Genomic DNA, 23,380 nt, shown 5'->3' with positions numbered 1-23,380 from the left:
GGGCGCTGCGCTGGTGTTCGCGGTGGTCCTTTGCGGGGAGAGAGGGCCGTTGAGAGAAGCTGCTGCGGCAGGCAGACAGGCCACCCTTGGCCTTGGGGCGAGCAGTCGGGGGCTGTTTTTCAGAGACCTTAAAGGTGAGTCGTCATCTTGTAACCCGGCGCAAAGAACAGCTTGGCTAGTGTGACTGGCTGGCCCCGCAGCCAGGTGATGCGCTCGGTGGTGAAAATGGGGTCCCCTGTCTGGGCGTCCAGAAATTCCGCCACGGACTGGTCGGCCTTGGTTGCCAGGAAGCTCAGCTCCAGATTTGTGAACGGAACTTTCTGCACGAGCCAGTCATTGGGGCCGGACTGGGAAAAATCCGCATCCAGAACCTCGGGAATGCTGTCCGGCACAATCCAGCGCACCTCGTACTGAAAGGGCGCATTGCCGGCGTAATGCATACACCGGAGGTGCAGCACATCTTTGCCCTGTGCGATATTCATTCTGGCCGAAAGCCACGCGGGTGCCGGCATGATCTCTCTGTCCACCAGCGAGTACCGGTAGCTGGATCCGGTTCCGGAAATTTCATCCCGGATGAGCGGAATGGCGAACTGCGCCTTTCTGATCGGCGCATTCAAAACTCTGGTGCCCGCCTTCCTTTTCCGCTCCAGATAACCTTCTTCTGCCAATTCCCTCAGAGCCCGATTGACGGTGGTGCGGGTGCTGGAGAATTCCTCTGCGAGGTCGGTTTCGCTGGGCAGCAAGCTATCCGGCGCCCAGATCTTGTTGTGGATCCGGTCAAGAACCACCTGTTTGATGTCGCGGTAGCTCATGTTTTCTCTGGGTGCCGCCATTATTTGCCTGCTGCCTGCATTAAGGTGTGTTAATGCTATTATATATACACATAAAGCGCATGGGGCAAAGCAGGATGTCTAGCAGGCAGCGGAGCATTGAAGCTGCTTACGGCAGGCGGCCAACCAACCGGGCTAATGGCAAAGGCCCGGCGTGCGGCTGCGCTGCGGGCGGTCCGATAGGTGAGGCGGCCGGATAATCCAGTTGTTGCGGCTGCAGTAAGGCGGTAAGCAGGGGGCCGGCGTAGTCCATGTTGCGAGGCGAGATTGAAAGCAATTCCAGGTTGCCCTTTCCCCGGTACCGCGAGGCTGGTCAGAAAGCGGTCTCTTTCCTTTATGCTGTTGCAGGTGATCCGTGATCATCAGGACGCCCATGAGGTGTCTCTGGGAACATTTCTGGAGCAGTTGGGCGACAGGTCCTTCGGCTGGGCCATCCTGCTGGCGTGCCTGGTCAACCTGTTGCCGTTGCCGCCTGGGGCCACGCTTATCACTGCCATCCCGCTTCTGATCTTCTGCGCACAGCTCGCATTGGGTTTTTCCAATGTCCGGCTGCCGCGGCGGCTTGCACGGATCCGTATATCCGGCGGCGCGATGCGCCGGATTGTTCTGCGCCTGCGCCCGGTTTCGCGGCGGCTGGAACGGATTGCCCGGCCGCGCCTTCCTGCTGTCTTCCAGCCGAGGCGTGAACAATTGATCGGGTGCCTGCTGCTGCTGGTTGCCTTGGCGCTGTTTGTGCCATTGCCGCTCAGCGGCTGGTTTCCTGCCCTTGCTTTGTTTGTGACAAGCATCGGGTTGGTCGAGCGGGACGGGGTGATTGTGCTGGCGGGAGCCGTCGCTGGGATACTTTCGATCGCGCTGACCGTGTTTGTCGCCGCGTCAATCCTAATCGGCGCAACCAGCCTGCTGCACTGATTTTGCGGTCTTTTGAGCGTATCTTCTCCATTGCGCTATAAACCAGTAGCTGCAAGTGCTGCCTTGTATTTGGCGGCATTGTTTGCGGCCAAAGGTACCGTAAGATTGCTTTTATTGACGACGGGAGCAAAAAACAAAAGCGCTCCAAAACGGAGCGCTTTGTCGCTTATTTCCAACCTCTTAGAGGGGAGGTTGGCTCCGGCGGTAGGGATCGAACCTACGACCAATTGATTAACAGTCAACTGCTCTACCGCTGAGCTACGCCGGAACGGTTCGTGCCGTATAACGCTCTGCGAATTGGGCGTCCAGAGGGCCGCGGAAGTTTTCTGAAAAAATTAGCCGCCGCGCAGTTCGAAAACCGCAGCGGCTGACAAGGCGCCGCGCGGCTTCGCCAGCCCGCGGCCTGTGAGGTCCACCAAGTGGGCAAATACATTGCGTTCGGCGGCATTCAGCAATGCGGGCGGGGTTTCAGTGTAGATTGTTTCGGCCAGGGTGCGGGCAGTGGCGGGAAACTGGGACAAGGTTTCCAGAATTGCTGCCTCGCGCGATTCCCTATGGGCAATCAGCCAGTCGAGCCGTTCCACAGGATTGGCAACCGGCGCCCCGTGTCCGGGATGAAAGACCCGCCAGCCGCGCTGGCGCAGGCGGCGGCAGGAGGCCATGAAGTCGGTGAGGTCGCCATCCGGCGGCGACACCAGCGAACTTGCCCAGCCCATTACGTGATCGGCGGTAAAGCAGGCATCATTCCAGGCTAGGGCAATATGGTTTCCAAGATGGCCCGGGGTGTGGATCACTTCCAGTTCCCAGCCATCGCCGGCGATTACCTCGCCATCGGCCAAGGCGGTGTCCGGAGAGAAGGCAAGGTCGATGCCTTCACCACCGTCCGCCAGCCCGTCTGCGGCCAGCCGGGACATGACGGCACTGCGTCCCGCTTGCGGCCCGCCGAAGGCGTAGACTGGCGCGCCGGTGGCCTGGCTGAGGCCGCGGGCCAGCGGCGAATGGTCCAGATGGCTATGGGTCACAATGATATGGGTGATCTTCTGGCCCGGCTGAACCGCTGCGAGGATCGCGGCAAGATGCGCTTCCGATTCAGGCCCTGGATCGATCACCGCCAGCCCGCCGCTGCCCAGCATGTAAGTGTTGGTGCCTCGGTAGGTCATCGGCGAGGGATTCGGGGCCAGAATGCGGCGCAGGCCCGGCTCCAGCTCCTCGGCAAGACCAAGTTGCGGGTTAAAGTCATTCAGTGCCTGCATGGTTCCGCCTGTTGCTGCGTTCCTGGTTAATGCGGCGCGGACAATCTTTCCTCTTTCCCCGGCGCCCTATAGGCTTAGCCCATGTTCTTCAAATGGCTCAAACGTTATATGCCGCGCAGCCTCTACGCCAGAGCGGCCCTGATTCTGGTTGTGCCCATCGTGACACTGCAGATCGTGATCTCTGTCGTGTTCATCAAGCGCGACCTGGAGGATGTGACCGTGCAAATGACGGCCACTATCCAGAGGGAAATGGAGCTGCTGCGCCAGATAGCGGATGCTGCGCCGGATCAGGAGGCGGCGCTGGCGCAGATTCTGCCGGTGCTGCAACCGTTGCAGATGCAGGCACAGTTCTTGCCGCCGGGTGCGCCGTTGCCGGAAGATGAGTTCAGCCTGATCGAGTTTTCCGGCCGGGTGGTGCGCGAGGAGCTGGAGAAAACTTTTCCAAACTTTCTGGCGGCGCGGTTTTTGCCGGACCGCGTGGTTCAGGTTTACTTCGGCACCGCGAACGGGCTGGTGAAGCTTAGCTTTGACCGCCGCCGGGTGACCGCGGCGGCGCCGCATCAGTTGATTGTCACTATGATGCTGTTCGGCTTTCTCATGATGCTGATTTCCTTCCTGTATATGCGAAACCAGTTGCGCCCGATTAAGCGGCTGGCCGATGCGGCAGAGGCTTTCGGGCGGGGCCGGGCAGTGCCCTATTCCCCTGCCGGCGCAACCGAGGTGCGGGCGGCTGGCAGCGCATTTCTGGACATGCGGGCCAGGATTGAGCGTCAGATTGAGCAACGCACGCTGATGCTGTCGGGAGTGAGTCACGATTTGCGAACGCCGTTGACGCGAATGAAGCTGGAGCTGGCGATGCTTGACGAAGGAGACGCGGCGCCGATGCTGCGCGATGTCGACGAGATGCAGGCTTTGCTGGATGCGTTTCTGGATTTCTCCCGCGGTGCCGCGGTCAGCGAGCCCGAGCCGGTGGACCCGCATGAGCTGGTCCGCGATATCGTCAGCGGCTGGCAGCGTCAGGAAAAACAGGTGGTGCTGGGTGAATTGACTGGCACGGGCGAGGTGATGCTGCGCCGCCAGCCGATGCGCCGGGCGGTGGAGAATCTGATTTCAAACGCGGTGCGCTATGGAACCCGTGCGCGGGTTTCCGTCGCGCTGACTGACCGGTCGATGCGGATCCGGGTGGAGGACGACGGGCCCGGCATCCCGGCGGATCAGCGGGGCGATGCGGTCCGGCCCTTTACCCGGCTGGATCCGGCCCGCAATCAAGACCGGGGATCCGGTGTGGGTCTGGGTCTGGCTATCGTTGCCGATACAGCGCGCGCGCACGGCGGCACTTTGCGGCTGGGGGAAAGCACCGACCTCGGGGGGCTGAAAGCAGACATCGTCATCGCCCGCTGATCCTGCCTCAGGAAAGCAGCGTTTGGCCCCTTGCCGGGGAAGGGCTTTCGCTCGTTGCCGGAGGCATAGGCCGCGTACCATCCGGCGGTGATTGCACCAGCGTAGGCAAACTCCTTGGGCAAGGTGCTGAATCCGGCTTCAACTGCTGAAGCGGCATTGACCAGGTTCTTGCTGCCTGGTGCGATGTCTCTAACGGTGGTGCTTAGGCCCAGGCTGCCTAACAGAAGTGGGGCTGCGAGCGTCTGCTGGGGCAGTCTTAGTGTTTCCCGCCGTTACCGTTCCATTGTCAGGTTGCGGCGCCGGGGGTGTGCTTCCAGCGGATGATGTGTTGCGTTCGCGCAGCAGTGGCGGTGAAAGGGCAGGGAGGAATGGTAGGCCCGGCAGGATTCGAACCTGCAACCAAAGCGTTATGAGCGCTCTGCTCTAACCGTTGAGCTACAGGCCCGCCATGGTCCGTGGTTAGGAAATGGGACGGACAAGGTCAAGCGGTGATTGCAGTAGGCCCGGGCGTTTCCGCGACCGGGGGCCGGAGCAGGGCCTCCAGCCGGGCCACTGTGTGCTCGATGGTCAGATCCCGGCGCCGGTCTGGTGTGCGGCGGGAGGGGTAAACCGCAAACACGTCTTTTAAGGGCGCCTCATAACCCGGCAGCACCTGTTCGTATTCTCCGCTGGCCAGTTGTTCTTCCACCATGAAGCGGGGCGCGCGGGTATAGCCGGAGCCGCTGCTGACCGCGCGCATGATCAGCTCCGGGTCATCGGCGGTGAAACCCACCTGCACCGGCGCCGGATACTCCTGCCCGTCGCGGCGCAGGGGGAAGAAGCCGCGGGTCTGGTCCTCGTGATGCTGAATGAACTTGAGCCGCTTCAGCTCCTCTGGTGTTTGCGGGCGTGTCTGGCGATCCAGATAGTCTGGGGTCGCAAACAGCACGGTTTCCAGAGTGGCGATTTTGCGGCCGAAGCCGTCAGTGTCGCCCAGCTGCCCGGTGCGGATTGCCAGGTCGTATCCCTCGCGCACCACATCGACCAGCCGGTCCTCCAACCGCATCACGATGTTGAGGTCGGGATAGGTGCGGTTCAGGTCCAGCAGCATCGGGCCGATCACGCTGCGCCCCAGGAAGGAGTTCACGCTGATACGGAATGTGCCGGAGACGCTGCCCTCCAACGCGTCCACCTCTGCTGCCATGCGGTTGTACCCGCTTAGCAGCGTTTGCGCGTGGCTGTTGACAAGATCGCCCGCGCGGGTGGCGTGTATGCCCTTGGCTGTGCGGTGCAGCAGCTGCTGGCCCATCAGCGCCTCCAACTGTTTGATCTGCTGGCTGACCGCCGATTGGGTAATGCCGCGGCGCTGGGCGGCCCGGTTCAGGCTGCCTTCGTCCAGGGCGACGGTGAATGTCTCCAGAAGAGTAAGCTTGTCCATGTCTGCCTATAAGAGGTGCTAATAACAGTTATTGGTTCTGCCAGGCTGTAAGCCGGAAAAACGGGTGTTTAAGTCCGGTGCACAGGAGTATTTCCTGAAACAGATATTGGAGTTTCTTATGACAATCAATCGCAGGGCATTTCTGGGTGGGCTGGCGGCGGCCCCGGCGGCGGCGCTGGCAACCGGGTTTGCGGGCAGCAATTTGGCATGGGCGGCTGAGGAGGCAGGGGCGGCTTCACCGGTCATCCACGCGTTCACGCTTGGCGATGCCAGGGTCACGGTGCTGCTGGACGGTCACCTGCCGCTGGGAACCCAGTTGATCAATGACTATGACGCTGCCAAGGCCGAAACCGTGCTGGCGCAGGGCCTCCACCGGCTGCAAGACGATGCGCTGCAGATCCCGGTTAATGGCTATCTGGTGGAGCGTGGCGGGAAGAAACTGCTGATCGACACTGGAACGGCGCAGTTGATGGGGCCGGGCCTGGGGGCGCTGAGCGCCGGGCTGGCTGCGGCGGGTGTTGCGCCGGAGAGTATCGGTACCGTGCTGTTGACCCATATCCACCCGGACCATTCCGGCGGGCTGATCACGGGGGATGGCGCCGCGGCCTTTGCCAATGCGGAGCTGGTGGTTGCGCAACGGGAATGGGACTTCTGGCATGACGATGCCATTATGGCGGGTGTTCCAGAGGGAAGCCGTGGGTTCTTTGAGATGGCCCGCCGCTCGGTCGCGCCCTATTCAGAACGCCTGAAGTTACTGCAGGGGGAAGGCGAGGCCGCGCCTGGGCTTACCGCGCTAGAGCTGCCGGGCCATACGCCGGGCCACACCGGGTTCATGCTGGATGCGGGCAGCGAGGGGCTGTTGTTCTGGGGCGACCTGATCCACAGCGCCGCATTGCAGTTTGCGCTGCCCGACTGGACCATCGCTTTTGACACCGATCCGGCGCAGACAGCACAAACCCGGCGGCGGATGATGGATCGGGCGGCGGCCGACAATCTGCTTGTCACAGGCGCGCACCTAGATTTTCCTGCGCTGGGCCGGGTGCTTCGGCAGGGGGATGCCTTTGCCTATCAGGCGGCGCCTTGGCAGTTCGGTATCTGAGACCGGCACTACTGTCACGAAAACCACCCTGCTGCGCTGTCCGGGATGGCGCAGTGGATTCCCTAGTTCCCTTCTGATGCGCCTTGCGCTAAAGGCTGCGCAACCGATTTGAAGGAGCCTTGTGATGACCAGCGGCAAGAACGGCTTGACCTATGCAGATGCAGGTGTGGACATTGATGCGGGCAACGCCCTGGTTGACCGGATCAAGCCGGCCGCCAAGCGCACCAACCGCCCCGGCGTAGCCAGCGGTCTGGGCGGTTTCGGCGCGCTGTTCGATCTGAAAGCCGCAGGCTACAGCGACCCGATCCTGGTGGGAGCTACCGACGGTGTCGGCACCAAGCTGCGGATCGCCATCGACACCGGCGTCGTGGATGGCGTTGGAATCGATCTGGTTGCTATGTGCGTGAATGACTTGGTCTGCCAAGGTGCAGAGCCGCTGTTCTTCCTCGACTATTTTGCTACCGGCAGGTTGGAAACCGACGTGGCTGCCCGCATTATCGAAGGCATCGCAGAGGGTTGCGTGCGCTCCGGCTGTGCGCTGATCGGCGGTGAAACAGCGGAAATGCCGGGCATGTACCCGGAAGGCGATTTTGACCTTGCAGGGTTTGCGGTCGGGGCAATGGAGCGCGGAACTGCTCTGCCCGACGGCGTGGTCGAAGGCGACGTGCTGCTGGGTCTGGCGTCCGACGGCGTTCATTCCAACGGCTATTCGCTGGTGCGCAAACTGGTTGAGGTTTCCGGTCTGGGCTGGGATGCGGACTGCCCGTTTGGCGAGGGTAACCTGGGTGAGGCGCTGCTGACCCCGACCCGCCTCTATGTCAAACAGTGCCTGGCGGCAGTGAAGGCAGGAGGCGTGCATGCGCTGGCCCACATCACCGGCGGCGGTCTGACTGAGAACCTGCCGCGGGTGCTGCCTGGGGAACTGGGTGCCGATATCGACCTCAATGCCTGGGACCTGCCGCCCGTGTTCAAGTGGATGGCGGAAACCGGCGGCATTGCCGAGGCGGAAATGCTGAAGACTTTCAACTGCGGCATCGGCATGATCCTGTCCGTCTCCGCGGACAGCGCCGATGAGCTGGTGAAAGTTCTGGAGGGTGAAGGCGAGACTGTGGCCCGTCTGGGCACCGTTACCGCAGGCGCCGGCATGCGCTACTCGGGCAAGCTGCTGTGAGTCACAGACGCGTCGCGATCCTGATTTCCGGTGGCGGCTCCAACATGGTGTCGCTGCTGGAAAGCATGACCGGCGATCACCCGGCGCGGCCCTGTTTGGTCCTGTCAAACAACGCCGGTGCCGGCGGGCTGGCCAAGGCTGCAGAAGCAGGCGTGGCAACCGCCGTGGTGGACCATCGCCCATTCAAGGGCGACCGCGCGGCGTTTGAGGCGGAACTGGTAAAGCCGATTATTGATGCCGGTGCAGATATCGTCTGTCTGGCCGGCTTTATGCGGGTGCTCACCGCCGGGTTCGTGTCGCATTTCGAGGGGCGGATGCTGAACATCCACCCCTCCTTGCTGCCGAAATACAAAGGGTTGCACACCCACGCCCGTGCGCTGGAGGCTGGTGACGCCGAGCATGGCTGCACTGTGCATGAGGTGACGCCGCTGCTGGATGACGGCCCCATCTTGGGCCAGGCGCGGGTGCCGGTCTTGGCAAATGATACGCCGGATACACTGGCGGCACGTGTGCTGGTGCAGGAACACAAGCTCTATCCGGCCGTGCTGTGCCGCTTTGCCGCGGGCGACAGGACCCCGGTCCAGCTGCCTTAACGCGTGTTTAGCGCTGAGGCGCTGTTTCCGCGCCACTCCTGCGGCTCTGTCTGCGATGCGGGGGCCATCAGTGCGGGCACTCCGACCAGTATCAGCAGCACCGCAGCCGCCAGAAGCGGAATCAATCCGCGGGACAGCGTAAAACCACCGGATTTCGCCGGGACAAGATCAAGAACGGTCATGGTGCATTCTCCTGTAGTGGGTGTATCTCCAATCTAGGAGCGGGCCGAGCATTATGAAAATGAATGTTTAAGCTTGCCAGTATCACAAATTTTGAACTTTTGTGACGCGCGTGTGCCGGGGGCCACAGCGCCGCCGCCGGAATCCCTGTACCACCCCGGCACCTGTTTGCATTGGCCGGGACAAGCGCGTATCACGGCCCGGTCATTCAGATAAACAAAAAGCCGTAATTGATGAAAACTCTGACCTCTACCGAAGAACTGCAGGCCTTTTGCGAAGCTGCAGCGCAGTATGCCTATGTCACGGTGGATACCGAGTTTCTGCGGGAGCGGACCTATTATTCCAAACTCTGCCTGATCCAGCTGGCGTTTGCCGGGGACGGAGAGAATGATGCGGTCCTGGTCGACCCGCTGGCCGACGGCATCTCGCTGGAGCCGCTGTATGAGCTGTTCCGCAACGAAAACGTGGTCAAGGTGTTCCACGCCGCGCGGCAGGATCTGGAGATTTTCTGGGTTGACGCGCAGGTCTTCCCCAAGCCGCTGTTTGATACCCAGGTCGCGGCGATGGTCTGCGGTTTTGGCGAACAGGCGGGTTATGAGACGCTGGTGCGCAAGATCGTCAAGCAAGGGCTGGACAAGACCTCGCGCTTTACGGACTGGTCGCGCCGTCCGCTGAGCGAAGCACAAAAGACATATGCGCTGGCCGATGTGACCCATTTGCGCAAGATCTATGAATTCCTGGCTGCAGAGCTCACCAAGAGCGGCCGCGCCCATTGGGTGACCGAAGAACTGCAGGTGCTGACCGATCCCGCGACCTATGATATCCGTCCGGAAGACGCCTGGAAACGGATCAAGACTCGCACCAACTCTGGCAAGTTCCTGGCGGTTGTGCGCGAGCTGGCGGCCTTCCGCGAGACCTATGCTCAGTCCAACAACGTGCCGCGCAACCGCGTATTCAAGGATGATGCGCTGGTGGAACTGGCCTCGACCAAACCGTGCACCGCGGGTGAATTGGGCGGTTCCAGGCTGTTGCTGCGTGAGGCGCGCAAAGGGGCGATTGCCGAAGGCATCCTTGAGGCTGTTGCCAAAGGCGTTGCCTGTCCGGCTGAAAAGCACCCCAAGATGGACCGCAGCAAAGAGAAGCTGCAGGTGAATCCGGCGCTGGCCGACCTGCTGCGGGTGCTCCTTAAAGCCAAGACCGAAGCCGAGGGCGTTGCCGCCAAGCTGATTGCGCCAAGCGCGGATCTGGACGCGATTGCTGCGGGCCTGCGCGATGTGCCGGCGCTGAGCGGCTGGCGTCTTGAAGTGTTCGGGGCTGACGCGCTGCGGCTTTGCGAGGGTAAAATCGGCCTTGCAGCAAAAGGCCAGGACGTGAAGGTTGTGGAACTGTAAGCGCTGCGACCTGCCGGCTGATCACTGGCGAGGCAATAAAAAAGATAACGCCCGCAGCGGCCCGGCCCTTTGCAGTAAATGGTGCCAGTGAGAACCAAGAGGCCTGAAGCGCGTTGACAGCTTCGCGCCCGAAGCGGAGCTACAAGCCAGATGTATCTCGCTGCAAAAAGCAGTGCGTCTCAGAGCGACTGATCTCCTTGAAACCATGTCTTCGGTATAGCGAGCCTACCGGGTTCCAGTGCAAATACTCCAATCTAACTGGTAGCCTCAGGCTATCGGCGAGCGCGAGACAGTGCGCGAGAATTGCAGAACCGGCGCCTCGGCCTTGATACTTTGGGAACAAGTAGAACTCTCCGAAGCGCATGTGATCCGACTGCCTGCTAAGCGATAGCGTTCCAAGTCTCTGATCCATGCGCCTTATCTCGAAGAATGGCTTCTCGCTGTAATGACGCTCATGCAGGTCACGTTGGAATGCCTCGTCCCACTTCCAACGTTTGATGATATGCGGACCCATAGCCGCTCGTTTGGCTTCGAAAGCAAAGTCAATATCGCTGGTATCGCTGCCAAGCCGAACGAATTTCAGATGGGGAGGGAGGTCAGGAAGTTCCATGCGGCGAACCTTTTGAGAACATGGCAGTGCCAACAATGCTCACTTAGCTCGCATCCAATGCAATCAGCTCGGTCACGTCCGTCACGCTGGTGTAATTTCCCGGATGGCCTGAGGTCATGGTCAGGCGGCTTGGGATGATAGGCTGAGGGCGGGATCGACCTCCTCTGTGCCGGTTTCGGCGGGGGCCTCGACCATCATGTAGCGGCTGGCGGCCTGCCATTCGTCATTCTGCTCGAACAGCACCGCGCCGGTCAGGCGGATGATGGGCGCCTCGTGCGGAAAGATCCCGGCGGCACCGGCGCGCCGCTTCACTTCCTTGTTCAGGCGTTCGATGGGATTGGTGCCATGCAATTTGGTGCGGTGCTGGCGCGGGAAGGCCATACAGGCCAGGACATCGTGCTCGCTTTCGCCCATAAGACCGGCCAGCTTGGGCCATCGCCCGCGGAGCTGGCCGGCCACGCGGCGCCAGGTTTCCCCGGCGGATGCGCGGTCAGGCTGATCGGAGGCCTGCCGGATTGCCGCGGCAACGGCCGTGTGCGGGCCGCGGGACACATGCGCAAGCGCGTTGCGCATCCAGTGAACGCGGCAGCGCTGCCAAGTGGCCTCGAACACCCGCTCAATCGCCGCGCGCAAGCCGCTGCGGGCATCCGGGATCACCAGCTTGCTGCCCTCGGGCCCGCGGGCTTTAAGGCTGCGCAGAAAGTCCATCCAGAAGGTTTCTGCCTCGGAGGGACCCGGTCCAAGGCCGATGATTTCGCGGCGCCCGCCGGTGTTGGCAGCAACGGCGATTATGGCGGCGGCAGAGACGATCCGGCCGCCCTGCGCACCTTCAGATAGGCCGCGTCCAGCCAGACATAGGGCCATTCCCCGGAAAAAGGACGGTTGAGGAATTCGCCGCCGCGCTCATCGGTATCTTTGCAGAGCTTGGAGACCGTGCTCTTGGACATGCCCTGCAGCCCCATGAAGTCGCCAAACTCCACCTCGATCATACACCTCGATGGCCATCCGGATTACACCGTTGAAGGCGCGGAAATTACACCACGTGCGTGGACACTAACAACAGCTTCCGAAGAAATCTTCTGGAGCTGTTGTTCGGACTGGTGCTGTGCCTGCAAGGCGTTCGGCACGGCACTGCACCACTTACTGCAAAGGGCTGGCGCAGCAGCGGGCGTTTTTCTTTGACAGGTGCTGTTAAAGCTCAGCGGCGGCTTTCGCGGGCGTTTTCGGCTCCGTTCACTCGAACGATGCGGATCTCTTGCAGGTCCTGGTTCGACAGGGTGCGGGCGGCGTGCAGGGTGCGGCTGAACTCGCTGCCGGTGTTGGTGGGCACTTCCGGATAGACAATGCGGAAATCATAGGCCAGAACGCCTTCTTCGCTTCCCTCGACGCGGCGCAGCTCAACCTTGAAGGCGCCTTGGCGTGCCGCAATGCCGGTTGCGTGGATGATGGCACCCGATGCGGTGCGTTCGATCTGCAAGCCGGAGATCTGATTGATCAGCACGCTCTTGTCTTTGGGCGGCTTCTTGGCAAAGAGGCCGCGGGCATTGCTTTCCTGGGGCATGAGCGGATTGCCATTCTCAGAGGCTGCCGCTTGGACCGGGGCAGAGCTGCCGAACCAGTTGGTCGGGTTCAGCCGAGAATCCCGCCAGCCGCATGCAGAAAGCACCAGCGCGCAGGCCAATGTAAGTGCCAATGATTTATGCATCTGTCCCGCCCATTCAAAATGTCTTTGCAATGGATTACCTGATTGGCTGCAGCTTGAAAAGCGGTTGAAATGGGGCGGGCAGGGGCTTAGGTGCTGAACTGCACCGGACGCGGGTTTTTGAGGATAGACGGACGATGGCCACTGCCGCCTTTGAAGAGATTGTGGAAGACTTCGAGTTCATGGAGGACTGGGAGGACCGCTACCGTCATGTGATCGACCTGGGCAAGGCCATGGAGCCGTTGGACGAGGCGCTGAAGGTGCCAGCCACCAAGGTCGATGGATGCGCCAGTCAGGTGTGGCTGCATGCCACAACCGAGGGCGGTGAATTCCGGTTTGACGGCGACAGCGACGCGATGATCGTGCGCGGGCTGATTGCGGTGCTGCGCTGCCTTTACAATGGCCTGCCGGTTCAGGACGTCGCCGCAGTGGATGCGAAGGCCGAGCTGGGGCGGTTGGGGCTGAATGAGCATCTGTCCTCGCAGCGCTCCAACGGCTTGCGCGCGATGATCGAGCGTGTCCGCGAAACGGCTATGGCACGGACCTGAGGTAAGCGGGCGAGGGGCCGGCCCCTCGCGCTCCCCGGAGTATTTCTTGAAAGATGAAGGGCCTACTTGGCCCAGCGGAAAATAGCGGTTTCCAGATCGCCGTAGCCGGTGTGGCGGTGCTCGAAGGTCAGGCCCATTCGGTCTGCGCATTCCTGCGCCTTTTCCACCAGTTTGGGGTCGCTGATCTGCGACTGGTAGACCAGCTTGGTGTAGTTGCCGAACACCATGTTCCGCAGCTCCGGGTTCTTGTCGAGGCCCATCGGGCGCCAGACAAAAGCGTCGAACTGCTTGACCAGGAAATCGGTGAGGTAGAAGGCGGTGATTTCACCTTCCTCTGAGTGGCGGGCAAAGGTCTCGTTGCCCTCAAAAAAGGAATAGCAATGCGGCCCGGCCACCATCTCCACGCCCAGCTCCGCGCATCTATGTTCCAGCGCGCCGCCGGTGCCGCAGTCGGCATAAACCACGAAAATCTTGTCATAAACGGATGAATGCTTGGCCACAGCGCCGTCAACTGCTTCGGTGATCCGTTCCGGGTAAAGATGCAGTTTGGCGGGCAGGCAGGTGAGGTCGATGTGATCTAAGCCGTTTGCGTCCTTGATGGCAAGGATCTCGCGGGCAAGCGCGCCGCAGGCAATCAGCAGGATGCGGCCGGTCTTTTTCTCAGGGGCGGCCAGACCCTGTTCGGTGAGGGAGCTTTCCTCAAGCGTCCGCCCTGTCGGGGGGCGAAAGGCAGCCCGCTCTGTCAAGCGGGCTGCACGTCCTTTGCGTGCCAAATCAGGCGCTCATCGAGTTGTGCTTGCGCGCAACGAAGTCCTTGGCCATTTCCACAGCCACGGCTGCGTCGCGGCAGTAACCGTCAGCGCCGATTGCTTTGCCGAATTCTTCGTTCAGCGGTGCGCCGCCAACCAGCACGATGTAGTCGTCGCGCAGGCCCTGCTCGACCATAGTGTCAATCACCACTTTCATGTAGGGCATGGTGGTGGTCAGCAGAGCAGACATGCCGAGGATGTCAGGCTTGTGCTCTTCCATGGCTTCCAGGTAGTTCTCGACAGGGTTGTTGATGCCGATGTCGACAACTTCGAAACCTGCGCCTTCCATCATCATGGACACCAGGTTTTTGCCGATGTCGTGGATGTCGCCCTTGACGGTGCCGATGACCATGGAGCCGACGCGCGGCGCGCCGGTTTCGGCCAAGAGCGGCTTCAGGATGGCCATGCCGCCCTTCATCGCATTTGCCGCCAGCAGCACTTCGGGAACGAACAGGATGCCGTCGCGGAAGTCGGCGCCGACGATGGTCATGCCGCCAACCAGTGCCTTGGTCAGGATGTCGTAGGGAACCCAGCCGCGTTCCAGAAGGATGTTCACGCCTTCTTCGATTTCCTCTCTGAGACCATCATAGAGGTCGTCAAACATCTGCTGAACAAGTTCCTCGTCATCGAGTTCCGAGAGGATGATGTCTTCTTCGTCCGACATGCGCTTAATCCTTGCTGACGGGGGAATCCCCGGTGTTGGCCTGTTTCAGAGGCTTTTGTGACAGAATGCCGCCCGCGAACTGCATTATTTGCGACATTGCCGCGTTTCTAACCGACGTATAGAGACAATTCCGGCGCAAGAATAATGAAGATTTCACATGGAAATCTTCGAAATCGCCCATTTGTTCTTTATTTGTTCCTGGTGTGTGGTTACTTTGCGCCCATGCCGGAAGAAATTACGCCACATTCAATGCGCCGCAAAACGCGCGCCAGCCTCAGCAATGCGGCAGGCCGTTTTGACAGGGCGCGGCAGGCCGTGGACGATGGCTGGTTTCAGGACGTTCCAGCGGCGGTGATTCCCACAGAGGTGCGCCAGGAAGCGGCGCGTTCGCTGATCACCTACAACCGGTCGCCGGATTTGCCGTTTGACCGGTCGATCAACCCTTACCGCGGCTGTGAGCATGGCTGCATTTACTGTTTCGCACGGCCCACCCATGCCTATTTGGGGCTGTCACCGGGCTTGGATTTCGAGACACGGCTGGTGGCGCGTCCCAATGCCGCCGAGGTTCTGCGCCGGGAGCTGTCAGCGCCGCGCTACAGGCTGGCGCCGATTGCTCTTGGCACCAACACCGATCCTTATCAGCCTTGCGAGCGGGACCTGCGCATCACCCGCGCCTGTCTGGAGGTGCTGCGTGATTTCAACCATCCGGTTGCGATTGTGACCAAGGGCGCAATGGTGGAACGGGACCTGGACATTCTGGCGCCGATGGCGGCCAAGGGGCTGGTGCGGGTGGGGATATCCGTTACCACACTGAACCCGGACCTGTCGCGCCGGATGGAACCGCGGGCACCTCTGCCTGCACGGAGGCTGGCGGCGATCCGGCACCTGACAGAGGCCGGGGTGCCGGTGCGGGTGATGACCTCGCCGGTGGTGCCGGGGTTGACCGATCATGAGCTGGAGGCGGTGTTGGCCGCGGGGGCTGAGGCAGGCGCGGATGCCGCCAGCTGGATCATGCTGCGGCTGCCGCGGGAGGTGTCTGATCTGTGGCAGGAATGGCTGGCGGAACATGCGCCGGGCCGGGCTGCCAAGGTGATGGCGCGGCTGCGGGAAATGCATGGCGGGCGCGATTACGATCCGCGCTGGGGCCATCGAATGCGGGGCGAGGGGCGGTATGCCGAGATGATTGCTCAGCGGTTCAAAGCGGCTTGCAAGCGCCTGGGACTGCAGGAGCGGACTGCGGCGCTGCGCTGTGATCTGTTTTCCCGGCCGCCGCAGACTGGCGACCAGCTGGCTCTGTTTTAACCGGTTATTGAACAGCCGGGGCGGCGGAATTGTGATAAGCTGGGGATCTCCATGACTGAAAGGAGAGTGTCCAATGAGCACAGTTGCTATGAAGGCGCGTGTCACCGGACATGTGCAGGGCGTGGCGTTCCGCACCTGGGCGCGGGCAGAGGCGCTTCGCCACGGGCTGACTGGCTGGGTGCGCAATGAACCCGATGGCTCCGTTCGGGCCCTGCTGATGGGGCCGTCCGACAGCGTCGCGGATATGGTGCGCAGAATGGGCCGCGGCCCAGGTGCTGCATCGGTTAAGGACGTGCAGACCGAAAGGACCGAACCGGAGACGGGGGTCAGCGGGTTTCAGATCGTCGGTTGACGCAGCCGGAGCACGGCGGCGGCTGGCCAATGCCGAACAGAAATGTGGAAACGGCACCGCAACAGATGTGCGGCGCCGTAACGGGTATCGTATCAGGGTCTAACGGGCGGGCGGCGGCGCGTTTCAGGCGCGGCGGCGGCCGCGGCGGCCGCGGCGCTCGTTGCCTGCAGCGGAATCCTCGCCGGTTCCGTCGCTGTCAGAGGTGAAGGGACCAAGCACCTCGACGATTTTCTCCAGCGCGGGTGCGTCGCTGCGCGAACGGCTGTCCAGCGCGTCGCGCATAGACCGAAGGTGCGCCGGCATAGTACCGCAGCAGCCGCCGATGATCTTGGCGCCAGCATCACGGGCCATCACCGCATATTCGCCCATCAGTTCTGGAGTGCCGTCGTAGTGGATGTGACCGTCGACATACTTCGGGATGCCCGCATTGCCCTTGGAGATGATTGGGCGTTCGGTGCCTTGCGCGGCAAAGCCCAGCACGGTGCGCAGGATGTCGGAGGCGCCGGTGCCGCAGTTGGCGCCAAAGGCCAAAGGCATGTTCTCGAACTCTTCCACCAACTGGGCCAGGTCTGACGAGGTGACCCCCATCATGGTGCGGCCTGCGGTATCAAAGCTCATGGTGCCGCACCAGGGCATATCCGCCAGTTTGAAGGCCTCAGCGGCGGCGCGGAACTCTTCCGGCGCCGAAATGGTTTCCAGCCACAGCACGTCGGCGCCGCCTTCCTTCAGGGCGTCGGCCTGTTCGTGGAACATCTCAACCGCCAGGGAATGGGACATTTCGCCCACCGGTTCAAAGATTTCCCCAGTCGGGCCGACAGACCCGGCCACCGCGATCTTGCGTTCTGACTTGTCGGCAACTTCACGGCCAAGTTCAGCGGCAATGCGGTTCAATTCCCGCACGCGGCCTTGCGCATCGTGCAGTTTCAGCCGCGCGGCGGTGCCGCCGAAGCTGTTGGTCAGGAAAAGATCGCTGCCGGCATCCACCGACCCCTGGTACAGTGCCTTGATTTTCTTGGGTTCATCGACGTTCCATAGCTCCGGCGCGTCACCGGACTGGAGACCCATGGCGAACAGGTTGGTGCCGGTCGCGCCATCCGCCAGCAGCACGTCTTTTGTGTCCAGCAGCTGTTTGAAAGTATTTGTCATCGGTTATGTCCCATGTCAGCAGGCCGCCCCGGCGGGCCGGGCGGCAAATAGGTCTGTTTCCCCTGTCCCACGCCAAGCGTGCAAGGGCAATTTCATTTTCTTCATCTTCATTATGAGACGGCTGGCGGTCTGCCGCAAAACTGATGGCAGAGGGGGTAATGCGCCGCTGGGAAGTGCCGGATTCTGTCTGCCTGAGGCTAAGCTGCATCTATTCTGCCCTGGCGGCAAATCCGCTAGCCCAGTTAAGCAGCGGGAAACGGCATCATGGCGCTGGATGGCGCGTGACCGTCCGGAAACTGGCGCTCTGATCTGCGGTGTCGCACATGCGGCTGGTCAGGTGGCTTCGCGCAGGATCTCGGCTTTTGCGCTGATCAGAAATTCAGCGCGTTTGGCACGGATCTGTTCCTCCGTTGCTTTGCCTTTCAGATCGCCTTCCAACTTGCGCACAACGTCTTCGTGGCCGGCTTCCTCCACATCTGCGGCGACCACCTCCTGGGCATAAGATGCGGCAGCACTGCCCGCCATTCCCAGCAAATCCGCGGCCCATAAGCCCAGCAGTTTGTTGCAGCGCGCCTGTGCATTGAACTGCATTTCTTCATCATGCGCGAATTTCGCTTCAAAGGCCTGTTCGCGCTCGTCAAATGTTGTCATATCGCGTCCTCGTTAAACCTATTGTGCCTCTCTTATGATAGGAGCATGATACTGCCTTAGGGCAAGGAAAAACTGTGCTTGGCTAAGCCTTTGAGCACCGGCGCAATCGCGGCGGGCGGTTGTCCCTTGAGCTGCGGGTGCTGACAGATGCGGGCGCGGCCGGGAAAGCCGTTCACCCTGGCAGCGCAGCAAGCTTGCGGCTGAGGCCCCCTTGCACTATGAGAGCGGCACATCGCAGGGCCGGATTCCCGGCATTGACCCGAAAGGTTCCCAATGGCGCGTCGCAAGAAGATTTATGAAGGCAAGGCCAAGACTTTGTACGAGGGCCCTGAGCCCGGCACCATCGTCCAGTACTTCAAGGACGACGCCACCGCCTTCAACGCCGAAAAGCACGACGTGATCGAGGGCAAGGGTGTCCTGAACAACATCCTGAGCGAGTTCTTCATGCTGGGCCTGGCGCAAGTCGGTGTACCGACCCATTTCCTGAAGCGTTTGAACATGCGCGAGCAGCTGGTGCGCAGTTGCGAAATAATTCCGCTGGAAGTGATCGTGCGCAACTACGCGGCCGGCTCGATCTCCAAGCGCCTGGGCATCGACGAGGGCACCCAGCTGCCGCGCCCGGTGGTGGAATACTGCTACAAGGACGACGCTCTGGGCGATCCGCTGGTCACCGAAGAGCACATCGCCGCTTTTGGCTGGGCCAGCCAGCAGGACATGGATGATATCCTGAGCCTGGCGCTGCGCGTGAATGACTTCCTGTCCGGCGTGTTCCTGGCCGTTGGCATCCGCCTGGTCGACTTCAAGATCGAGATCGGCCGCATCTACGAAGGTGATTTCCAGCGGCTGGTGATCGCTGATGAGATCAGTCCCGACAGCTGCCGCCTGTGGGACATCAAGACCGGCCAGAAGCTGGACAAGGATGTGTTCCGCCGCGATCTGGGCAGCCTGACGGATGCCTATTCTGAGGTTGCGCGCCGTTTGGGTGTGATGCCGAACAACCCGCCTGCGCCGGGCAAGCCGACGCTGGTGAACTGAGATAGGGACCCGCAGCGCCTGCCGCGCCGCGGGTCTTTGAGTATTTTTGGAAAGATGAAGCCCGGCAGGGCTTCGCCATCGAAAACCTGAGGGATGATGCGATGAAGGCACGGGTGCATGTGATGCTGAAGAACGGGGTTCTGGATCCGCAGGGCGAGGCTGTGCGCCACGCGCTCGGCGCTCTGGGCTTTGACAAAGTCGAGGGCGTGCGCCAAGGCAAGGTAATCGACCTGGATCTGGCCGAAGGCGCCACCGAGGCTGATGTGACGGCGATGTGCGAGAAGCTGCTGGCCAACACCGTGATCGAATCCTACAGCATCGAGATGGCCTGATGAAGGCGGCGGTTGTTGTTTTCCCGGGTTCGAACTGTGACCGCGATCTGGCGGTGGCGTTTGAACAGGCTGGTTTCGATGTGTCGATGGTCTGGCACAAGGACAGCGCGCTGCCCAAGGGGGTGGACATCGTTGGCGTGCCGGGCGGTTTCTCTTATGGCGATTACCTGCGCTGCGGCGCCATCGCGGCCCAGTCGCCGATCTGCAAGGCTGTTATCGAGCACGCGGACCGCGGCGGCTATGCCGTTGGCGTCTGCAACGGGTTCCAGATCCTGACAGAAACCGGCGTGCTGCCGGGGGCGCTCTTGCGCAATGCGGGCCTCAAGTACATCTGCCGCACCGTGAACCTGAAAGTCGCGACCTCTGAGAGTGTCTTTACCCAAGGATACAACGCGGGCGATGTGATCGGTGTGCCGATTGCCCACCACGACGGTAATTATTTTGCCGACGCTGAGACCATTAAAGCGTTGCAGGATCAGGACCGGGTTGCTTTCACCTATGAAGAAAACCCCAACGGTTCGGTGGCTGACATTGCCGGCATCCTTTCGGAAAACCGCCGTGTTCTCGGTATGATGCCGCATCCGGAACGGGCTGCGGACGAAGGCCACGGCGGTACCGACGGTGCGGCAGTGTTCCGCGCACTTGCCGGAATGGTCACCGCTGCGTGACTTGAGGATGCGGGGCGGCGGCAATAGGGTAACCGCATGACCGCCCCGCGAACAGATCTGAAAATATCCTCGCCCAAGGCGCGCTCCCGCACAATCTCGTGGCGGGCGCGGCTGGCGCTTGTGCTGTTTATGATCGTGGCTGCTGTCACGGTCTGGACCACCAACCGTGCGCTGACCCACCGGTTCACCGAGAGCACACGCAACCGGGCGGAGCTGCGCCTTGCACTTTACTCGGGCAACCTGCTGAGCGAGCTGCGCCAGCACGCCATCGTGCCGCAGCTGCTGGCCCGCGACCAGACGCTGATCTCGGCGCTGCAATCCAGCGACTTCTCCCTTTCCACCCAGCGGCTGATTTCCTTTGTCGATGAAATCGGCGCCGCCTCGATCATGCTTCTGGCACAGGACGGCCGCACGGTGGCGGCTACCGACCGCAACCGTCTGGGCGAAAGCCACCGCAACGCCGCCTATTTCGTCGATGCCGTGCGGGCCAAATCGACGGTGTTTTCCGTTATCCCGCGGGAGGTGGGCGGCTACCGCTTTACCTATTCACGCCGGGTGATCGACGCGACAGGGGTGCTGGGCGCCATTGTTGTCGAGGTTGATCTGCAGAAATTCGAGCGGGCCTGGGCGGGCATTTCGGATGCTGTTCTGGTGACCGACAGCACCGGCAATATCATCCTGGCCACCGAAGCGCGCTGGCGCGGGCTGCAGGAAACCGACGCACTGACGCTGCAGACACCCGAAGGGGCGATCCAGCGGGCGATCCGCGCCACTACGGACTGGACCGCGCTGCCGCCCGACGCTTACCTGCAGGGCGAGGCGGTGATGCGGCTTGAAACCAGGGTGCCCTTCCAAGGCTGGCGGATGGCGACCTTTACCACCTATTCGTCGGTCCGTGAGCGGGTCAATGCGGTGCTGGCGCTTGAAATCATGGGATTCGCCATCTTGCTGGCGCTGGCCTTCTATGCGCTCAGCCGCAAGACCGCGCTGCGAATGGCGCTGTTCCAGCGGGAGTCGGCAGAGCTTCGCGTATTGAATGCCCGCCTGCAGCGGGAAATTGCCGAGCGTGAGCGCATGCAAAAGACCCTTGCCGTGGCCGAGCAGAGCCTGGCGCAGAGCTCGAAACTGGCCGCATTGGGTGAGATGTCTGCAGCCGTCAGCCACGAGTTGAACCAGCCGCTGGCGGCGATGAAAACCTATCTGGCCGGTGCACGCCTGCTTTTGAACCGGAACCGCCCTGACGAGGCGCTGGCCTCTTTTGGGCGGATTGATGATTTGATTGAGCGTATGGGCGCGATCACGCGTCAGCTGAAATCCTACGCGCGCAAGGGCGGAGATGCGTTCAGCCCAGTAAACTTGGGCGATGCACTGGCATCCAGCCTGTCGATGATGGAGCCGCAGCTGCGTCAGAGGCATGTGAAAATAACCCGTATCCTGCCGGAAGAACCTGTTATGGTGATGGGCGACCGGATGCGGCTGGAGCAGGTGATGGTCAACCTCTTGCGCAATGCGCTGGACGCCACCAAATCTGTGGCGGACCCGGAGGTGGAAATCCTGCTGGCCGCAGGCGAGACGGCGACGCTGTCGGTGCGCGACAATGGGATGGGTATCAAGGACTTCGACAACCTGTTTGAACCTTTTTACACCACCAAGCAGCCCGGCGACGGGGTTGGATTGGGTCTTGCCATCTCCTCGGGGATCGTCAACGACCTAGGGGGACGGCTGACCGCCCGCAATGGCCAGAATGGCGGCGCGGTTTTTGAGATGCAATTGCCGGTCCTTGTGGACGGTATCGAAGCTGCCGAATAGGCGGCCCGCAGTGATTAGGAGAGAACGCGCATGGCCCAGGCTATGAAAATCGCGATCGTGGACGACGAACAGGATATGCGGCAGTCGATCAGCCAGTGGCTGGCACTGTCAGGCTATGACACGGAGACCTTTTCCAGCGCCGAAGAGGCGTTGAAGGTTCTGGGGCCAGACTACCCGGGCATCGTGATCTCCGACATCAAGATGCCGGGCATGGACGGCATGCAGTTCCTGAAAAAACTGATGGGCAGCGATAGCGCGTTGCCGGTGATCATGATTACCGGCCATGGCGATGTGCCGATGGCGGTTGAGGCGATGCGCGTCGGTGCTTTTGACTTCCTTGAGAAACCCTTCAACCCGGACCGCATGTCGGAGCTGGCCAAGCGCGCCACCGGCGCCCGCCGCCTGACGCTGGATAACCGGGCGCTGCGCCGCGAACTGTCGGACGGGTCGCAGATCATGAAGAAACTGATCGGACAAAGCCCGGTAATGGAGCGCCTGCGCGAGGATATTCTGGACCTGGGCCAGGCTGACGGCCATGTGCTGATCGACGGCGAGACCGGAACCGGCAAGACCTTGGTTGCACACGCGCTGCATGCGGTCGGCAGCCGGGCGGGCAAGAAATTCGTGCTGATTTCCTGCGCTGCACTGGAGGAAGAGGTGCTGTCCAAGCGTCTGTTCGGGCCGATGCTGCCGGAAGACAGCATGCTGCCGGCGGTCGAGGAAGCCCGTGGCGGTACCCTGGTGCTGGAAGATATCGACGCGCTGTCGGAAACCCTGCAGGCCAAGCTGCTAAGCGTGATCAACGAGCAGGGCACCCCGGCCGAAACCCGGATTGTCGCCATTTCCAACCTGCAGGAAGCGGGTAAAACCTGTGAAGATGCGCTGCGCCCGGACTTGTTTTACCGGCTGGCGGCACTGCGCATCACCGTGCCGCCGCTGCGGCAGCGCGGCGAGGATATCCTGACCCTGTTCACCCGCCTCAGCGAGCAGTTCTCCGAGGAATACGGTTGCGATGCGCCGCAGGTGAGCGCCCAAGAGGCCGCGCAGCTCTTGCAGGCTCCCTGGCCAGGTAATGTGCGCCAGCTGATCAACATCGCCGAACGCGCGGTGCTGCAATCGCGCCGCGGCTCCGGCACTATTGCCTCCCTTCTGATGTCCGATCACGAGGAAATGCAGCCGGTCATGACAACCGAAGGCAAGCCGCTGAAAGAGTATGTGGAGGCCTTTGAACGCATGCTGATCGACAACACCATGCGCCGCCACAAGGGCTCCATCGCCAGCGTGATGGACGAACTGTGCCTGCCGCGCAGGACGCTGAACGAAAAAATGGCGAAATACGGGTTGCAACGGTCTGACTACCTTGCCTGAACCGGCAGAGCCGTTTCCTTCACGGGAAAGGGCTTGGAAAGCACGGCTTTTTCGGGCCGGATTTTGCGCTAAACTGCAGGTTCACTCTGAAAAGTTAAGGAATATTAACGGCCTGCCTGCTAGTGGCGGGCCGTTTG

The 23,380-nt window shown here is 61.5% G+C and carries 24 protein-coding genes, 2 tRNA genes and 1 pseudogene; 14 read left to right on the top strand and 13 right to left on the bottom strand.

Annotation, left to right across the window (positions count from 1 at the left end; all coding sequences use genetic code 11):
• Nucleotides 1-128: 128 nt before the first annotated feature.
• Nucleotides 129-833 carry a histidine utilization transcriptional repressor HutC gene (gene hutC, locus AC5STB_RS18665; protein WP_495444279.1) on the bottom strand — a complete coding sequence of 235 codons (705 nt, stop codon included), beginning with the start codon at nucleotides 831-833 and terminating at the stop codon, nucleotides 129-131.
• Nucleotides 834-1,178: 345 nt separating this feature from the next.
• On the opposite strand from hutC, the gene AC5STB_RS18660 reads away from it, so the two are divergent.
• The gene (locus tag AC5STB_RS18660) at nucleotides 1,179-1,742 is read left to right on the top strand and encodes an exopolysaccharide biosynthesis protein (protein ID WP_495444278.1); all 564 of its coding nucleotides are present in this window, start codon (nucleotides 1,179-1,181) and stop codon (nucleotides 1,740-1,742) included.
• 193 nt (nucleotides 1,743-1,935) lie between these two features.
• Here AC5STB_RS18660 and AC5STB_RS18655 read toward each other — a convergent pair.
• Both AC5STB_RS18655 and AC5STB_RS18650 read right to left on the bottom strand, forming a co-directional pair.
• Nucleotides 1,936-2,010: transfer RNA gene (locus AC5STB_RS18655), tRNA-Asn, on the bottom strand.
• Nucleotides 2,011-2,077: 67 nt separating this feature from the next.
• Complete coding sequence (locus AC5STB_RS18650) at nucleotides 2,078-2,995, bottom strand: MBL fold metallo-hydrolase (RefSeq protein ID WP_495444277.1); 918 nt, start codon at nucleotides 2,993-2,995, stop codon at nucleotides 2,078-2,080.
• An 81-nt stretch (nucleotides 2,996-3,076) separates the two neighbouring features.
• Between AC5STB_RS18650 and AC5STB_RS18645 the strand changes: the two genes are divergently transcribed.
• Nucleotides 3,077-4,396: an ATP-binding protein gene (locus AC5STB_RS18645; RefSeq protein ID WP_495444276.1), complete on the top strand. Its 1,320-nt coding sequence runs from the start codon at nucleotides 3,077-3,079 to the stop codon at nucleotides 4,394-4,396.
• A gap of 369 nt (nucleotides 4,397-4,765) precedes the next feature.
• On the opposite strand, the gene AC5STB_RS18640 is transcribed toward AC5STB_RS18645, so the two are convergent.
• Together AC5STB_RS18640 and AC5STB_RS18635 are read right to left on the bottom strand one after the other, a co-directional pair.
• A tRNA-Ile gene (locus tag AC5STB_RS18640) sits at nucleotides 4,766-4,841 on the bottom strand.
• A 36-nt stretch (nucleotides 4,842-4,877) separates the two neighbouring features.
• Nucleotides 4,878-5,813, bottom strand: coding sequence for a LysR family transcriptional regulator (locus AC5STB_RS18635; RefSeq protein WP_495444275.1), 936 nt, complete (start codon nucleotides 5,811-5,813; stop codon nucleotides 4,878-4,880).
• 118 nt (nucleotides 5,814-5,931) lie between these two features.
• Here AC5STB_RS18635 and AC5STB_RS18630 point away from each other — a divergent pair, with 118 nt between their 5' ends.
• The 3 genes from AC5STB_RS18630 to purN all read left to right on the top strand — a co-directional run bounded on the left by AC5STB_RS18630 (nucleotide 5,932) and on the right by purN (nucleotide 8,676).
• A complete protein-coding gene (locus AC5STB_RS18630; RefSeq protein WP_495444274.1) occupies nucleotides 5,932-6,912 on the top strand; it encodes an MBL fold metallo-hydrolase in 981 nt (326 codons plus the stop codon).
• 124 nt (nucleotides 6,913-7,036) lie between these two features.
• A complete protein-coding gene (gene purM, locus AC5STB_RS18625; RefSeq protein WP_495444273.1) occupies nucleotides 7,037-8,083 on the top strand; it encodes a phosphoribosylformylglycinamidine cyclo-ligase in 1,047 nt (348 codons plus the stop codon).
• Entirely contained in the window at nucleotides 8,080-8,676 is a 597-nt protein-coding gene (gene purN / locus AC5STB_RS18620; protein WP_495444272.1) for a phosphoribosylglycinamide formyltransferase, read from the top strand. The genes purM and purN overlap by 4 nt, the downstream gene beginning before the upstream one ends.
• Here purN and AC5STB_RS18615 read toward each other — a convergent pair.
• Nucleotides 8,673-8,858: a hypothetical protein gene (locus tag AC5STB_RS18615; protein ID WP_495444271.1), complete on the bottom strand. Its 186-nt coding sequence runs from the start codon at nucleotides 8,856-8,858 to the stop codon at nucleotides 8,673-8,675. The genes purN and AC5STB_RS18615 overlap by 4 nt on opposite strands.
• A 231-nt stretch (nucleotides 8,859-9,089) precedes the next feature.
• On the opposite strand from AC5STB_RS18615, the gene rnd reads away from it, so the two are divergent.
• Nucleotides 9,090-10,247 (top strand): ribonuclease D, encoded by a 1,158-nt coding sequence (gene rnd, locus AC5STB_RS18610; RefSeq protein ID WP_495444270.1) that lies wholly within the window; start codon nucleotides 9,090-9,092, stop codon nucleotides 10,245-10,247.
• A 139-nt stretch (nucleotides 10,248-10,386) separates the two neighbouring features.
• On the opposite strand, the gene AC5STB_RS18605 is transcribed toward rnd, so the two are convergent.
• From AC5STB_RS18605 to AC5STB_RS18595, 3 genes and pseudogenes are all read right to left on the bottom strand, one after another.
• Complete coding sequence (locus tag AC5STB_RS18605) at nucleotides 10,387-10,857, bottom strand: GNAT family N-acetyltransferase (protein ID WP_495444269.1); 471 nt, start codon at nucleotides 10,855-10,857, stop codon at nucleotides 10,387-10,389.
• A gap of 120 nt (nucleotides 10,858-10,977) precedes the next feature.
• A pseudogene (locus tag AC5STB_RS18600) lies at nucleotides 10,978-11,819 on the bottom strand (IS256 family transposase); the annotation flags it as partial.
• Between the two features lie 236 nt (nucleotides 11,820-12,055).
• A complete protein-coding gene (locus AC5STB_RS18595; protein WP_495444268.1) occupies nucleotides 12,056-12,418 on the bottom strand; it encodes a hypothetical protein in 363 nt (120 codons plus the stop codon).
• Between the two features lie 278 nt (nucleotides 12,419-12,696).
• Here AC5STB_RS18595 and AC5STB_RS18590 point away from each other — a divergent pair, with 278 nt between their 5' ends.
• Complete coding sequence (locus AC5STB_RS18590) at nucleotides 12,697-13,107, top strand: SufE family protein (RefSeq protein WP_495444267.1); 411 nt, start codon at nucleotides 12,697-12,699, stop codon at nucleotides 13,105-13,107.
• Nucleotides 13,108-13,169: 62 nt separating this feature from the next.
• On the opposite strand, the gene AC5STB_RS18585 is transcribed toward AC5STB_RS18590, so the two are convergent.
• Both AC5STB_RS18585 and AC5STB_RS18580 read right to left on the bottom strand, forming a co-directional pair.
• Nucleotides 13,170-13,880: a DUF1638 domain-containing protein gene (locus tag AC5STB_RS18585; RefSeq protein WP_495444266.1), complete on the bottom strand. Its 711-nt coding sequence runs from the start codon at nucleotides 13,878-13,880 to the stop codon at nucleotides 13,170-13,172.
• Nucleotide 13,881: 1 nt separating this feature from the next.
• Entirely contained in the window at nucleotides 13,882-14,580 is a 699-nt protein-coding gene (locus tag AC5STB_RS18580) for a corrinoid protein (protein ID WP_495444265.1), read from the bottom strand.
• A 249-nt stretch (nucleotides 14,581-14,829) separates the two neighbouring features.
• Between AC5STB_RS18580 and AC5STB_RS18575 the strand changes: the two genes are divergently transcribed.
• Complete coding sequence (locus AC5STB_RS18575) at nucleotides 14,830-15,882, top strand: PA0069 family radical SAM protein (protein WP_495444264.1); 1,053 nt, start codon at nucleotides 14,830-14,832, stop codon at nucleotides 15,880-15,882.
• Nucleotides 15,883-15,955: 73 nt separating this feature from the next.
• On the top strand, nucleotides 15,956-16,234 hold the full coding sequence (locus tag AC5STB_RS18570) for an acylphosphatase (protein ID WP_495444263.1): 279 nt from the start codon (nucleotides 15,956-15,958) through the stop codon (nucleotides 16,232-16,234).
• A 123-nt stretch (nucleotides 16,235-16,357) separates the two neighbouring features.
• Here the strand turns inward: AC5STB_RS18570 and bmt are convergent, their stop codons facing one another.
• Nucleotides 16,358-17,380 carry a betaine--homocysteine S-methyltransferase gene (gene bmt / locus AC5STB_RS18565; protein ID WP_495444262.1) on the bottom strand — a complete coding sequence of 341 codons (1,023 nt, stop codon included), beginning with the start codon at nucleotides 17,378-17,380 and terminating at the stop codon, nucleotides 16,358-16,360.
• A 333-nt stretch (nucleotides 17,381-17,713) separates the two neighbouring features.
• On the bottom strand, nucleotides 17,714-18,031 hold the full coding sequence (locus AC5STB_RS18560) for a DUF1476 domain-containing protein (RefSeq protein ID WP_495444261.1): 318 nt from the start codon (nucleotides 18,029-18,031) through the stop codon (nucleotides 17,714-17,716).
• A 273-nt stretch (nucleotides 18,032-18,304) separates the two neighbouring features.
• On the opposite strand from AC5STB_RS18560, the gene purC reads away from it, so the two are divergent.
• From purC to AC5STB_RS18535, 5 genes are all read left to right on the top strand, one after another.
• Nucleotides 18,305-19,066, top strand: a complete 762-nt coding sequence (purC, locus tag AC5STB_RS18555) for a phosphoribosylaminoimidazolesuccinocarboxamide synthase (RefSeq protein ID WP_495444260.1) — start codon at nucleotides 18,305-18,307, stop codon at nucleotides 19,064-19,066.
• A 101-nt stretch (nucleotides 19,067-19,167) separates the two neighbouring features.
• Nucleotides 19,168-19,398 (top strand): phosphoribosylformylglycinamidine synthase subunit PurS, encoded by a 231-nt coding sequence (gene purS / locus AC5STB_RS18550; RefSeq protein ID WP_019297460.1) that lies wholly within the window; start codon nucleotides 19,168-19,170, stop codon nucleotides 19,396-19,398.
• The gene (purQ, locus tag AC5STB_RS18545) at nucleotides 19,398-20,066 is read left to right on the top strand and encodes a phosphoribosylformylglycinamidine synthase subunit PurQ (RefSeq protein WP_495444259.1); all 669 of its coding nucleotides are present in this window, start codon (nucleotides 19,398-19,400) and stop codon (nucleotides 20,064-20,066) included. The genes purS and purQ overlap by 1 nt, the downstream gene beginning before the upstream one ends.
• Before the next feature lie 36 nt (nucleotides 20,067-20,102).
• A complete protein-coding gene (locus tag AC5STB_RS18540) occupies nucleotides 20,103-21,875 on the top strand; it encodes an ATP-binding protein (protein WP_495444258.1) in 1,773 nt (590 codons plus the stop codon).
• Between the two features lie 30 nt (nucleotides 21,876-21,905).
• A complete protein-coding gene (locus AC5STB_RS18535) occupies nucleotides 21,906-23,243 on the top strand; it encodes a sigma-54-dependent transcriptional regulator (protein ID WP_495444257.1) in 1,338 nt (445 codons plus the stop codon).
• Nucleotides 23,244-23,380 lie beyond the last annotated feature (137 nt).

This window comes from Leisingera sp. CC-HEC093 (genome assembly GCF_059429195.1).
The sequence above is the reverse complement of the archived record's forward strand: the minus strand, read 5'-3'. Positions and strand labels throughout refer to the sequence as shown.